Origin of the sequence: Streptomyces sp. NPDC048584 (assembly GCF_043199595.1) — a bacterium.
GTDB lineage: Bacteria > Actinomycetota > Actinomycetes > Streptomycetales > Streptomycetaceae > Streptomyces > Streptomyces edwardsiae.
This window is the reverse complement of sequence record NZ_JBICWF010000005.1, coordinates 481,803-494,661: the sequence shown is the minus strand read 5'-3', so window position 1 is coordinate 494,661 and position 12,859 is coordinate 481,803. Positions and strand designations below refer to the sequence as shown.

Here is a 12,859-nt window from a genome sequence, read left to right as displayed (position 1 = left end):
GCGAGGGTCAGTATCCGGTATTAGACCCCGTTTCCAGGGCTTGTCCCAGAGTGCAGGGCAGATTGCCCACGTGTTACTCACCCGTTCGCCACTAATCCCCACCGAAGTGGTTCATCGTTCGACTTGCATGTGTTAAGCACGCCGCCAGCGTTCGTCCTGAGCCAGGATCAAACTCTCCGTGAATGTTTTCCCGTAATCGGGATCAACACGCACGAGAGCGGTGCGAGAGGAGGAATAGTCCCCTCGCACACAGCATCCTCGCTGTGTTTTTCTTCAAAGGAACCTCGACCATCCGAAACCGGATGGACGGGGTATCAACATATCTGGCGTTGACTTTTGGCACGCTGTTGAGTTCTCAAGGAACGGACGCTTCCTTTGTACTCACCCTCTCGGGCTTTCCTCCGGGCGCTTCCCTTCGGTCTTGCGTTTCCGACTCTATCAGATCTTTCCGATCCGATTTCCTCGGTGCTTTCCAGGTTCTCGCTTTCGCGTTTCCCTTTCCGGCGGTTCCGACTTTATCAGAAGTTTCAGGGCGGATTGACCGGCCTTCGTTTTCCGATTCATCGGGAGGGTGCTTCTTCGAAATCTGCGTCTCGATCAGAAGCTGACAGACACTCACTGTCGCCTTGCGGGTGAGAACCCGCCTCCAGGCAACTGTTCGAATCTACCTCCCCGCTTCGTCCGTGTCAACGGCTCCGGCGGGGCAAAGAGGAGACTAGCAGCTCAGTCGGCGCACACGCACATCAGGCGGCCATGGGTACGTCGGCGCTTCGTTCGGCTGCCTCCAGGTCACCGGTTTCGCCGTCACGCGCCGCACGCCCGCCCACGACATAGACGTAGGCCAGGAAGGCCAGCTCCGCGACGACCCCGATGGTGATGCGGGACCAGGTGGGCAGGCCCGACGGGGTGACGAAGCCTTCGATGGCGCCGGAGACGAAGAGGACCAGGGCGAGGCCGATCGCCATGGCGAGGGCCGCCCGGCCTTCGGCGGCCAGGGCCGCGCGGCGGGTGCGGGGACCCGGGTCGATGACGGTCCAGCCGAGACGCAGGCCGGTGCCGGCCGCGACGAAGACGGCGGTGAGTTCCAGGAGGCCGTGCGGCAGGACCAGGCCGAGGAAGGTGTCGAGACGGCCGGCGGAGGACATCAGGCCGAAACCGACACCCAGGTTGAGCATGTTCTGGAAGAGGATCCAGAGAACCGGCAGGCCCAGGAAGACGCCAAGGATCAGGCAGAGGGCCGCGGCCCACGCGTTGTTCGTCCACACCTGGGCGGCGAAGGAGGCCGCGGGGTTGCTCGAGTAGTACGTCTCGTACTGGCCACCGGGGCGGGTGAGCTCGCGCAGTTCGGCGGGGGCCGCTATGGACGCCTGAACGTCCGGGTGGGTGCCTATCCACCAGCCGAGCAGGGCCGCCACCGCCGTGGAGAGGAGCGCGGTCGGCACCCACCAGTGGCGGGACCGGTAGACGGCGGCCGGGAAGCCGTGGGTCAGGAAACGGGTGACGTCACGCCAGGAGGCGCGGCGGGCGCCCGTCACGGCGCCGCGCGCGCGGGCCACCAGCTGGCTGAGCCGGCCGGTCAGCTGCGGGTCGGGGGCGGCCGACCGGATCAGGGAGAGGTGGGTGGCGGTGCGCTGGTAGAGGACGACGAGTTCGTCGGTCTCCGCGCCGGTGAGCCGGCGCCGGCGGCGGAGGAGGGCGTCGAGGCGGTCCCACTCCGCGCGGTGGGCGGAGACGAAGACGTCGAGGTCCATCGGGGTGCCTGCTCCTCGGCTGCTCGTCGGCGGTCGGCCGGACCGGTGAAATGATGATCGGCTTGATCTGCTGGTCCTACTGCGGTGCGATGTGCCATCAGCTTGGCAGACTGGCGGTGTTCGGGGCAGGCCAGGGAAGGGCGGCGGGCGTGAGTGAGCTGGTGACGGGCGAGGCGGTGGCGTTGGAGCTGCGCCCCGCGAGGCTGCCCAGCAGGGCACTGGCGGTGCTGCTCGATCTGGCGGCCGCCGTGGCCGTCTATGTCGCGGTGACCATCGCTCTGGTGGCCGCCACGGCCTCGCTGGACGAGGCGGCGCAGACCGCGATCTCGATCGCGTTGTTCGTTCTCGTGCTGGTGGGTGGGCCGATCCTGGTGGAGACGCTCAGCCATGGGCGGTCACTCGGGAAGATGGCGTGCGGGTTGCGGGTGGTGCGGGACGACGGAGGGCCGATCCGGTTCCGGCACGCGCTGGTGCGTGGCCTGATCGCGGTGATCGAGATCCTGATGACGTTCGGGGTGGTGGCCTGCATCGCCTCTCTGGTGTCGGCGCGCGGGCGGCGGCTCGGTGATGTGTTCGCGGGGACCCTGGTCGTGCGGGAGCGGGTGCCGGCCGGGCAGGCGGGGTTCGTTCCGCCGCCTCCGCCGTGGCTGTCCGGGCGCTTTTCGACGCTGGATCTGTCACCGGTGCCCGATGCGCTGTGGCTTGCCGTCCGGCAGTACCTGACACGGATGGGACAGCTGGATCCGCGGGTCGCCTGGTCGATGGCCGGGCGGCTGGCCGCGGATCTGGCGGATCGCACGGGGGCCCCGGTGCCGCCGGGGGTGCCGCCCGCGGCGTATCTCGCCGCGGTGCTGCAGGAACGGCAGGTCCGGGAGGCGCGGCGGGCGTTCGGTCATGCGCAGGCCGGGAGCGGCGGGCCGGTGGCCGGTGCCGGCGGTACGGCCGGGTCGCCGGTGGGCCACGTGCCGCCGGTGTACCCCGCTGCCGCCGTCGCGCCCGATGTGCGGCCTGTTGTCCATCCGGTCGCCGGCGCGGGCGGGGAGCAGGCTTCCCCGCCACAGGACGGGCCGGGTGGCCGGCCCTCGACGGGGTTCGCGCCACCGGCGTGACCGGCTTCGGGCGGCATGCCCGTCAGTCGAGGGGCGACGGGGGTGATTCGAGGTCCTCCAGCTCGATGCCGGGGGCCGCGAGGACCACGTCGCCGGCGAGGTGCACGGAGTGCTGCTCGCCCGTGTCCAGGGCTGTGACCTGGTATTCGTCCACGGTCAGGGGGCCGTTGTCAGTGGGGTGTGCTTCCCTTCTCACCAGCGCCCAGGACTGGTCCAGGGTGCGCGGGGCGAGGACCGGGTCCGTGAAGGCGACGAGGCGTACACGGGTGGCCGCGGCGGAGGGGGTGAGGCGCAGGAGCCGGGCGGTGGCGACGAGGAAGGCGGGGGACGAGCCGGTGAAGGCGTGGGCGTGCACATTGCCTTCGGTGGCGTGGGCCCCGGTGGGGTCCGTGCGGACCCAGGTGACGCCGTCGAGGGCGGCGCCGCGGACCTGCCAGCTCGCGGCGTGGAGTTCGAGGCGGATGGGGCGGCCGAGTTCGTCGAGAGCCAGGTCGACCGAGCCCAGGTGATCGCCGGACGGGGCGGTGAGCTGGGAGACGTAGCGCCAGCCGGAGGGTCCGGGGGCGCAGTGGAAGTGTTCTTCGGCGAGGGGGGTGTGATCGTGCGGATCGTGGAGCGAATAGCGGCCGCGGGGCATGGGGGTCCTGGGTCGTGACGGGCTGGGCCGGTCTCCGGTCCATCAATGGGGCAGGCCCCCGGCACGGGGGTGCGGGGGCCTGCCTCGGTGGACCTGCTGCCGGGGAGCGCGTCCGCTGCTCGGGCGCGCTTCCCGCGGCGGGAGCGGGGCTCAGTAGCGGTAGTGGTCCGACTTGAACGGGCCCTCGACCTGTACGCCGATGTAGTCGGCCTGCTCGGGGCGGAGCGTCGTCAGCTTCACGCCGAGCGCGTCGAGGTGGAGGCGGGCGACCTTCTCGTCGAGGTGCTTGGGCAGCACATAGACGCCGGTCGGGTACTCGTCGGGCTTGGTGTACAGCTCGATCTGGGCCAGGGTCTGGTCCGCGAAGGAGTTGGACATCACGAACGACGGGTGGCCGGTGGCGTTGCCCAGGTTCAGCAGGCGGCCCTCGGAGAGGACGATGAGCACCTTGCCGTCGGGGTACGTCCAGGTGTGAACCTGCGGCTTGACCTCGTCCTTGACGATGCCGGGGGTCTTGGCGAGGCCGGCCATGTCGATCTCGTTGTCGAAGTGGCCGATGTTGCCGACGATGGCCTGGTGCTTCATCTTGGCCATGTCCGAGGCCATGATGATGTCCTTGTTGCCGGTCGTGGTGACGAAGATGTCGGCCTTGTCGACGACCTCGTCCAGCGTCGTGACCTGGTAGCCGTCCATGGCCGCCTGCAGGGCGCAGATCGGGTCGATCTCGGTGATGATCACGCGGGCGCCCTGGCCGCGCAGGGACTCCGCGCAGCCCTTGCCCACATCGCCGTAGCCGCAGACGACGGCGGTCTTGCCGCCGATGAGGACGTCGGTGGCGCGGTTGATGCCGTCGATCAGGGAGTGGCGGCAGCCGTACTTGTTGTCGAACTTCGACTTGGTGACCGCGTCGTTGACGTTGATCGCCGGGAACAGGAGGGTGCCGTCGCGGTGCATCTCGTACAGGCGGTGGACGCCGGTCGTGGTCTCCTCGGTCACGCCGCGGATCTCGGACGCCAGCTGGGTCCACTTCTGCGGGCTCTCGCCGACCGTGCGGGTGAGGAGTTCGAGGATGACGCGGTGCTCGTCGGACTCGGCGGTGTCGACGGAGGGGACCTTGCCGTCCTTCTCGTACTCGACGCCCTTGTGGACGAGGAGGGTGGCGTCACCACCGTCGTCCAGGATCATGTTCGGGCCGCCGGTGGGGGTGTTCGGCCAGGTCAGCGCCTGCTCCGTGCACCACCAGTACTCCTCGAGGGTCTCGCCCTTCCAGGCGAAGACCGGGACGCCCTGGGGGTCGTCCGGGGTGCCGTTCGGGCCGACGGCGATGGCGGCGGCCGCGTGGTCCTGGGTGGAGAAGATGTTGCAGGACGCCCAGCGGACCTCGGCGCCCAGGGCGACCAGGGTCTCGATGAGGACGGCGGTCTGCACGGTCATGTGCAGGGAGCCGGTGACCCGGGCGCCGGCCAGCGGCTGGGCCTCGGAGTACTCCTTGCGGATCGTCATCAGGCCGGGCATCTCGTGCTCGGCGAGGGTGATCTCCTTGCGGCCGAACGCGGCCAGGGAGAGGTCGGCGACCTTGAAGTCCTGTCGGGTGTCGACAGTCGTCATTGCGAGCTGCTCCTCGGGGTGTGGGTCGAGGTGGGTACGGCTGGTCTGCGCGGCGTCGGACACAGGGGTGCCCTGAGGAGGACACAGGCATGCCCGCGTGCGCGCAGCGCAGTCCGTCGGAGGCCCTCTCTCCCTCGGCCGGTCCCCGTGGGACCGCCCGACCGCCATCAGCAGCGACGTCTGGCTCCGTCCCAAGCTACACCGCCGGGCCCGGCCGTCCCCAGTCCGGCCGCGTACACATCAGGCCGTTCTGGGCCGGTGACGGCGAAGGGCCCCGCCGGTCGTTCGGCGGGGCCCGGTGACCGGAGGGGCTCAGTGGCCGGCGTCCTGCGTGGTGGGGCCGCCGGGGGTCGCCTCGGAGTCTGCGCCCTTGGCGGCCTCGGTCTCGCTGTAGATGTCGGGCTCGAGGTAGATCACCCGGGCGATCGGCACGGCCTCGCGGATGCGGGCCTCCGCGGCGTCGATGGCGGTGGCGATCTCGGTGGCCGTGTCGTCGTGCCGGACGGCGATCTTCGCGGCGACCAGCAGTTCCTCGGGGCCGATGTGGAGCGTGCGCATGTGGATGATGCGGGGGACGGTGTCGCCGTCGACGACGGCGGCCTCGATCTTCCGGGTCTCCTCCGGGCCCGCGGCCTCGCCGAGGAGCAGCGACTTCGTCTCGACGGCGAGGATCAGCGCGATCAGGATGAGGAGGACACCGATGCAGAGGGTGCCGATTCCGTCCCAGACGCTGTCGCCGGTGGCCAGGGCGAGGCCGACACCGCCGAGGGCGAGGACCAGACCGACGAGCGCGCCGAGGTCCTCGAGGAGGACGACCGGCAGCTCGGGCGCCTTGGAACGGCGCACGAACTCCTTCCAGGAGTGCTGCCCGCGCAGGGGGTTGGACTCCTTGATGGCGGTGCGGAAGGAGAAGCTCTCGGCGATGATCGCGAAGATGAGGACGCCGACCGGCCAGTACCAGTGCTCCAGCTCGTGCGGGTTCTTGATCTTCTCGTAGCCCTCGTAGATGGCGAACATGCCACCGACGGAGAACAGCACGATGGAGACGAGGAAGGCGTAGATGTAGCGCTCACGCCCGTAGCCGAAGGGGTGCTGCGGGGTGGCCTGGCGCTGCGCCCTCTTGCCGCCGACCAGCAGCAGGGCCTGGTTGCCGGAGTCGGCGAGCGAGTGGACGGACTCGGCGAGCATCGACGAGGAGCCGCTGAAGAGGAACGCCACGAACTTCGCTACCGCGATCGCGAGATTGGCGCCCAGTGCCGCCACGATCGCCTTGGTGCCGCCTGACGCGCTCATGTGTTCGCGTTGTCCCTTCGTACGCCGTGTGGGGCCCGGGCAGGCGCGTGTGTGCGCCGTCCGGGACTTTGCCCGTCCTTTGACGGTGGGACATTGTTGCAGCCCCGTTCGGCGACGGCGTGTCAGGTGGCTGTCACCGGGTGGTCAGGCGACGACGGTGGACCTGAACAGCGTTCCGGTACCCGACACTTCGGCCTTCTCGCCCGCGCGGACGAACACGGACGTCCCCGGGGTCAGTTCGTGCTCACCCGCGCGTACGGAACCGGCGGTGCAGAGCAGGATCTGCGGGGTGGCCAGGGTGAGATCACGGGTGGCGCCGCCCTCGGGGAGGACGTAGCGGGAGAGCCGGAACTCGTCGATGGGGGTCTCGTAGACCTCCTCGCCGTCCGGTCCGGCCTCCGGGCGCAGTACGCCGGCGTCGCGGGACTCGAAGCGGACGATGCGCAGGAGTTCGGGGACGTCGACGTGCTTGGGGGTCAGGCCGCAGCGCAGGACGTTGTCCGAGTTGGCCATGATCTCGACGCCGAGGCCGTCGAGGTAGGCGTGCGGGACACCGGCGCCGAGGAAGAGCGCCTCGCCGGGCTGGAGCCGTACGTGGTTGAGGAGCATCGCGGCGATGACGCCGGGGTCGCCCGGGTAGTGGTGGGCGATGTCGGCGTACGGGGCGTAGGCGCCGCCCAGGCGGTCGCAGGCGGCGGCCGTCTCCGTGACGGTGCGGGCCATCTCGTCGGGGTCGGCGGTGAGGATCGCGGTGAGGACCTCGCGCAGGGCCGCCTCTTCGGGGTGGGCGTGCAGCAGGTCGACGTACGGCTTCAGGGAGTCGACGCCGAGGCCGTCGAGGAGTTCGGCGGCGCGCAGCGGGTCGCGGAAGCCGCACAGGCCGTCGAACTCGGTGAGGGCGCAGACCAGTTCGGGCTTGTGGTTGGCGTCCTTGTAGTTGCGGTGCGGGGCCGTCACCGGGACGCCGCGGCGCTCCTCGTCCTCGTAGCCCTCCCTGGCCTGCGTCAGGTCGGGGTGGACCTGGAGGGAGAGCGGGGCTCCGGCGGCGAGGAGTTTGAGGAGGAAGGGCAGGCGGGGGCCGAACTTGGCGACCGAGTCCGCGCCGAGTTCCGTCTCGGGGTCGGCGTCGATGACCTCGACGAGCGTGCCCCGGCCGGTGCGTGAGGGTGCGCCGGGGTGGGCGCCCATCCACATCTCCGCCTGCGGCTCGCCGGTCGGCTCGGTGCCGAGCAGCCGCGGGATGGCGGCGGTGGAACCCCAGGCGTAGGGGCGGATGGTGTTGTCGAGGCGGTCCATGGGGTTCTCTGCGTCCTTCTGCCGGTTCTCGTGCGGGCGCGGCGGTGTCGTGCGGTGCGGGTCGGTCGTACGCGTGCTGCGTGCCGTGCGTGCGTCGTGCGTCTGTGGGGAGGGTGGGTCAGGGGGTCCCGTGCATGATCAGGCTCCCGAGGCGAGCGCCAGGTAAACGGCGGCGAAATCCGTGACGGCGATCAGTTCCGCGAGGGTCTCCAGTTCGCCGCCCGCCTCCGGCTCCAGCTCGCTGATCGGTGTGTCGTGGGTGAGGGCGAGCTCGCGGGCGGCGGTGGCCGCGGTGAGGCCGCCGAGGGGACGGTCGCGGAGCAGCACCACGCGCGCGTGCATCGCGGGTTTCTCGGCGACGCGGTCGCGGAAGAAGTCGTCCGGGTCCGCGCCTGCGGCGAGCCGGCCGGCCAGCAGGGCGCTGTGTGCGGCGAGCGCCTCGGGGAGTTCGGCGACGACGGCGGGGGTGCCGGACAGTTCGGCGAGCGCGGCGGCGAACCGGCGGCCGGCCGGGCCCGCGGAGACGCCCTCGGTCCATACGACGGGCAGCGCGTCGGCGAGTTCGGCGGCCAGGGTCTTGGCGGGGTTGCTGTACGCCGCGATGGCGGGCCCGCACCGTTCGGCGATCGTGTCGAGGCGGTCGGCGACCTTCTGCAGCGCGTCCGGCGGGGCGGTGAGCAGGCCGGTGCGATCCAGGAGGGCGAGCAGCGGGGTGAGCAGTGCCCACAGGACGCCGGGCGCGGAGGCGGCGAGGGGTTCGTCCTGGTCGTAGGGCGCGGTGGCCATGGGGACGAACAGGCCGTGGGAGCCGGCGACCGCGTCGGCGAGCGGTGTGCGGGCGGGGGCCACGGCGACGACGCTGCAGCCACGGCGGTACGCCTGCTCGGAGAGCAGGGACAGGCCCGGTTCGGTGCCGTCGGGGGTGGCGATGAGGAGCAGGTCCACGGAGCCGGCCCAGCCGGGGAGTTCCCAGCGCAGGGCGCCTGCGGCGGGGGCGACGCCGGTGGGGGCGAGGCGGGTGACGGGGCTGCCGGCGCCGGCCAGGGTGCCGAGGAGGTCGGCGGTCTGGGTGGCGGCGGCGCCGGGGCCCGCGATGAGTACGGCACGCGGGCGGCCGTCGGGCTTGAGGCCGTTGACGCCGGCCTCGGCGGCGTGCCGTGCGGCGGTGCGGACGCGGGCGCCGGCTTCGGCAGCGCCTCGGAGGAGGGCTCGGCGGTCGGCCCGGGCGAGGCCGTCCGGTGAGTCGAGCAGCGATTCGTCGAGCATGGGCGGCAGGCTCCGATCTCCGATTCTGCGATCGGCGGGGCGGCGTCGCGGTGCGTGGGCGGGGGGTACGCGGTTGCGCGGCTGCGTGGTTACGCCGGGCGGCGGGCCTCGTCGACGAGGAGTACCGGGATGCCGTCGCGGACGGGGTAGGCCAGGCCGCAGGTCTGGTTGGTGCAGGTCAGTTCCGTGTCCTGCTCCTTGAGGGGGGAGTGGCAGGCCGGGCAGGCGAGGATCTCCAGGAGGCCGGCTTCGAGAGGCATGGGGGTGGGATCCCTTCGCTGGGTGGATGTGCTGGTCAGGGTACCGCCGGTGGGGTGGGCCGTGCGGGTCGGCTGTGTTTGCGGGTACGCCGCGCTGGAGTCGGCCGGGGGGGTTCGCGTGGGTCGGGGCTGACGGGGTGCGATCGCGTGGGGCGGGGGCGGGTTACGCAGCCCGGCGCTTGCGGGGTGCCGTCGCGCCCACCCGTGCCGCCCCAGCGGCACGACTGCCCGCGGGAACGGACGGTGCGAGGGCGGGTCCACCACCCCAGCCACACCACCGCCCGCGGGAACGGACGGTGCGAGGGCGGGTCCACCACACCAGCCACACCACCGCCCGCGGGAACCGAGGAACCGGGACGCGTCCCGCCCCCCAGCAGCACCACCGCCCGCGGGAACCGAGGGACCGGGGCCGGTCTCGCCGCCCCGGCCGCGCCGCCGCCCGCGGAGTGCGGCACTGATGCCTGTGGGGCGTGCGGCGTGGGGGAACTGGCTTTAGGGGGTGGGGCGGGATCTGATGAGGGTTAGGGCCTCGTCTCGGATCTTGGTCATGGTCGCGGTGTCACGGGCCTCGGCGTTCAGGCGGAGGAGGGGTTCCGTGTTGGACGGGCGGACGTTGAACCACCAGTCGGCGGAGGTGACCGTGAGACCGTCCAGGTCGTCGAGGGTGATGCCGTCGCGGCCCTCGTACGCGGCCCTGATCGCGGCGAGGCGGGCGGTCTGGTCGTCGACGGTGGAGTTGATCTCGCCGGAGCCGGTGTAACGGTCGTACTGGGCGACCAGCGCGGACAGTGTGCCCTGCTGCCCGCCGAGGGCGGCGAGGACGTGCAGGGCGGCCAGCATGCCCGTGTCGGCGTTCCAGAAGTCGCGGAAGTAGTAGTGCGCGGAGTGCTCGCCGCCGAAGATCGCGCCGGTCCTGGCCATCTCGGCCTTGATGAAGGAGTGGCCGACGCGGGTGCGCTCGGGGGTGCCGCCGTGCTCCCGTACGACCTCGGGGACCGACCAGGACGTGATCAGGTTGTGGATGATCGTGCCCTTGCCGCCGTTGCGGGCGAGCTCGCGCGAGGCGACCAGGGCGGTGATCGCGGACGGGGAGACCGGTTCGCCCCGCTCGTCGACGACGAAGCAGCGGTCGGCGTCGCCGTCGAAGGCGAGGCCGAGGTCGGCGCCCTCCTCGCGGACCCGCTTCTGCAGATCGACGAGATTGGCCGGGTCGAGGGGGTTGGCCTCGTGGTTGGGGAAGGTGCCGTCGAGCTCGAAGTACATCGGGACGAGGGTGAGCGGCAGACCGTCGAAGACCGTCGGGACGGTGTGCCCGCCCATGCCGTTGCCCGCGTCGACGACGACCTTCAGGGCGCGGACGGAGGTCAGGTCGACGAGCGAGCGCAGGTATGCCGCGTAGTCCTCCAACGTGTCGCGCCGAGTGAGCGTTCCCGGCGCGTCGGCCGTCGGCTCGGGGGCGCCCGACTCGCTCCACCGCTCGACGAGTTCCCGGATCTCCGCGAGGCCCGTGTCCTGGCCGACCGGTGCGGCGCCCGCGCGGCAGAGCTTGATGCCGTTGTACCGCGCGGGGTTGTGCGAGGCGGTGAACATCGCGCCGGGGAGGCCCAGCGCGCCGGAGGCGTAGTAGAGCTGGTCGGTGGAGCACAGCCCGATCTCGGTGACGTCGGCGCCCTGGGCCGCCGCCCCGCGTGCGAAGGCGCGGGACAGGCCGGGGGACGACGGCCGCATGTCGTGGCCGGTGACGACGGCGTCCGCGCCGGTCACCCGGACGAAGGCGGCGCCGAACAGCTCGGCCAGGGGCTCGTCCCACTGGTCGGGGACGACTCCGCGCACGTCGTACGCCTTCACGATCTGCGACAGATCAGCAGCCACGGCCAGCCTTTCCAGAAGTCCCGTCGGTCGCCACAAAACTACCCGTAGCGGCCGGCGCGGACGTCGGGAGGCTCAGGGCAGCATCCAGCCGAGCGCCGCCGTGCTCTGGCCCACCACGATCAGGCACATCACGAGCAGCAGACCGAGGCTCCAGGGCAGCACCTTGCGCAAGAGGTCGCCCTCGCGGCCGGCCAGGCCGACGGCCGCGCAGGCGATGGTGAGGTTCTGCGGCGAGATCATCTTGCCGAGGACGCCGCCGGAGCTGTTGGCGGCGGCGAGCAGTTCGGGCGAGAGCCCGGACTGCTGGGCGGCGGTGACCTGGAGGGCGCCGAAGAGGGCGTTGGAGGAGGTGTCCGAGCCGGAGACGGCGACGCCGAACCAGCCCAGCACGGGTGAGAGGAAGGCGAGTCCGGCTCCGGCGGCGGCGACGAAGTGGCCGATCGTCGCCGCCTGACCGGAGAGGTTCATGACGTAGGCGAGGGCCAGGACGGACGTCACCGTGAGGATCGCGAACCGCAGTTCGTGCACGGTCGCCAGCCACTCCTTGACCGCCACGCGCGCGTGCACCCCGATCACGGCCGCCGTGAAGACTCCGGCGATCAGGACGAGGGTGCCGCCGGTGGAGACGATCGGCCAGCTGAACACATTGCCGCCGACGGGGTCGCCGTCCGGGTTCGCGACGTCCAGGAAGGGCCAGTCGAACGTCCGGGTGGCACCGGCCAGCCAGTCCTTCACCGCCGGGATCTGCGCGACGGAGAAGATCACCACGATCAGCGCGTACGGGGCGTAGGCGCGTACCACCTCTCCGCGCGGGTCCTCCTCGTCCAGTTCCTCGCTGCGTGCGCCGGTCAGGACGGAGGTCCGTACGGCCTCGGTGGCGGGCACACGCGCGTGCGGTACGGCGACCAGGGCGCCCGCTCCGGCCAGGGCGGCGCCGATGTCGGCGAGCTGCGCGGAGACGTAGTTGGAGGCGGCGAACTGGGCCACCGCGAAGGCGACTCCGCAGACCAGGGCGGGGATCCAGGTCTCGCGCAGGCCCCGGCGTCCGTCCACCAGCCAGACGAGTACGAGCGGTACGACGAGGGCGAGCAGCGGGGTCTGGCGGCCGACCACCGACGCCACGGAGTCCAGCGGCAGTCCGGTGACCTGGGCGAGGGTGACGACCGGGGTGCCCATCGCACCGAACGCGACCGGGGCGGTGTTGGCGACCAGCGCGACGACGGCGGCGCGTACCGGGTCGAAGCCGAGGGCGACCAGCATGACGGCGGAGATGGCGACGGGGGCGCCGAATCCGGCGAGGGCCTCCAGCAGGGCGCCGAAGCAGAAGGCGATGACGAGGGCCTGGATGCGGGGGTCGTCGGAGAGCCGGCCGAAGGAGCGGCGGAGGATGTCGAAGTGCCGGGTGCGGACGGTCATGCGGTAGACCCACAGGGCGTTGATGACGATCCACATGATGGGGAAGACGCCGAAGACGGCGCCCTGGACGCCGCTGGAGAGCGTCTGGTCCAGCGGCATCCCGTACGCCAGACAGGCCACCAGGACGGCCGTCAGCAGCCCGGTCAGGCCCGCGAGGTGCGCCTTCATCCGGACGCCGCCGAGCAGGACCAGGACGATCAGCAGGGGAAGGGCCGCCACCAGGGCGGAGAGGCCGAGCGAGCCGGCGACGGGTTCCAGTTCCTGGACGTACACGGGCGCCTCCCGGATTCCGCCATGCGAAAGCGATTTCTCGCCGCGTTCCAGGGAATGGTCGTGTCCGCGACAAGCGGG

10 protein-coding genes and 1 rRNA gene are annotated in these 12,859 nt (G+C 71.4%); 1 reads left to right on the top strand and 10 read right to left on the bottom strand.

Translation table 11 applies throughout. The annotated features are described in order from the left end of the window. Positions 1–183, bottom strand: a 16S ribosomal RNA gene (locus tag ACGFR9_RS14890); the annotation flags it as partial. Between the two features lie 560 nt (positions 184–743). After that, positions 744–1,751 (bottom strand): stage II sporulation protein M, encoded by a 1,008-nt coding sequence (locus tag ACGFR9_RS14885; RefSeq protein ID WP_393207490.1) that lies wholly within the window; start codon positions 1,749–1,751, stop codon positions 744–746. A 149-nt stretch (positions 1,752–1,900) separates the two neighbouring features. Here ACGFR9_RS14885 and ACGFR9_RS14880 point away from each other — a divergent pair, with 149 nt between their 5' ends. Next, entirely contained in the window at positions 1,901–2,860 is a 960-nt protein-coding gene (locus tag ACGFR9_RS14880; protein WP_393207558.1) for an RDD family protein, read from the top strand. Positions 2,861–2,882: 22 nt separating this feature from the next. On the opposite strand, the gene ACGFR9_RS14875 is transcribed toward ACGFR9_RS14880, so the two are convergent. From ACGFR9_RS14875 to ACGFR9_RS14840, 8 genes are all read right to left on the bottom strand, one after another. Further along, entirely contained in the window at positions 2,883–3,497 is a 615-nt protein-coding gene (locus tag ACGFR9_RS14875) for a hypothetical protein (RefSeq protein WP_393207487.1), read from the bottom strand. A gap of 150 nt (positions 3,498–3,647) precedes the next feature. Continuing rightward, positions 3,648–5,105: an adenosylhomocysteinase gene (gene ahcY / locus ACGFR9_RS14870; protein WP_393207484.1), complete on the bottom strand. Its 1,458-nt coding sequence runs from the start codon at positions 5,103–5,105 to the stop codon at positions 3,648–3,650. Between the two features lie 312 nt (positions 5,106–5,417). Then, positions 5,418–6,398: a cation diffusion facilitator family transporter gene (locus tag ACGFR9_RS14865; protein ID WP_393207481.1), complete on the bottom strand. Its 981-nt coding sequence runs from the start codon at positions 6,396–6,398 to the stop codon at positions 5,418–5,420. A gap of 144 nt (positions 6,399–6,542) precedes the next feature. Continuing rightward, a complete protein-coding gene (gene manA, locus ACGFR9_RS14860; protein WP_393207478.1) occupies positions 6,543–7,694 on the bottom strand; it encodes a mannose-6-phosphate isomerase, class I in 1,152 nt (383 codons plus the stop codon). Between the two features lie 138 nt (positions 7,695–7,832). Further along, on the bottom strand, positions 7,833–8,960 hold the full coding sequence (locus ACGFR9_RS14855; protein ID WP_393207475.1) for an SIS domain-containing protein: 1,128 nt from the start codon (positions 8,958–8,960) through the stop codon (positions 7,833–7,835). Positions 8,961–9,049: 89 nt separating this feature from the next. Further along, positions 9,050–9,220, bottom strand: coding sequence for a Trm112 family protein (locus ACGFR9_RS14850; RefSeq protein ID WP_078620999.1), 171 nt, complete (start codon positions 9,218–9,220; stop codon positions 9,050–9,052). 492 nt (positions 9,221–9,712) lie between these two features. Next, positions 9,713–11,092, bottom strand: coding sequence for a phosphomannomutase/phosphoglucomutase (locus ACGFR9_RS14845; protein WP_393207471.1), 1,380 nt, complete (start codon positions 11,090–11,092; stop codon positions 9,713–9,715). A gap of 72 nt (positions 11,093–11,164) precedes the next feature. Then, on the bottom strand, positions 11,165–12,781 hold the full coding sequence (locus ACGFR9_RS14840) for an L-lactate permease (protein ID WP_393207468.1): 1,617 nt from the start codon (positions 12,779–12,781) through the stop codon (positions 11,165–11,167). Positions 12,782–12,859 lie beyond the last annotated feature (78 nt).

Excerpts from the sequence above, each read along its gene's own strand:
- ACGFR9_RS14885 (WP_393207490.1), bottom strand. The coding sequence starts at position 1,751 with ATGGACCTCGACGTCTTCGTCTCCGCCCACCGCGCGGAGTGGGACCGC.
- ACGFR9_RS14875 (WP_393207487.1), bottom strand. The coding sequence starts at position 3,497 with ATGCCCCGCGGCCGCTATTCGCTCCACGATCCGCACGATCACACCCCC.
- ahcY (WP_393207484.1), bottom strand. The coding sequence starts at position 5,105 with ATGACGACTGTCGACACCCGACAGGACTTCAAGGTCGCCGACCTCTCC.
- ACGFR9_RS14865 (WP_393207481.1), bottom strand. The coding sequence starts at position 6,398 with ATGAGCGCGTCAGGCGGCACCAAGGCGATCGTGGCGGCACTGGGCGCC.
- manA (WP_393207478.1), bottom strand. The coding sequence starts at position 7,694 with ATGGACCGCCTCGACAACACCATCCGCCCCTACGCCTGGGGTTCCACC.
- ACGFR9_RS14855 (WP_393207475.1), bottom strand. The coding sequence starts at position 8,960 with ATGCTCGACGAATCGCTGCTCGACTCACCGGACGGCCTCGCCCGGGCC.
- ACGFR9_RS14850 (WP_078620999.1), bottom strand. The coding sequence starts at position 9,220 with ATGCCTCTCGAAGCCGGCCTCCTGGAGATCCTCGCCTGCCCGGCCTGC.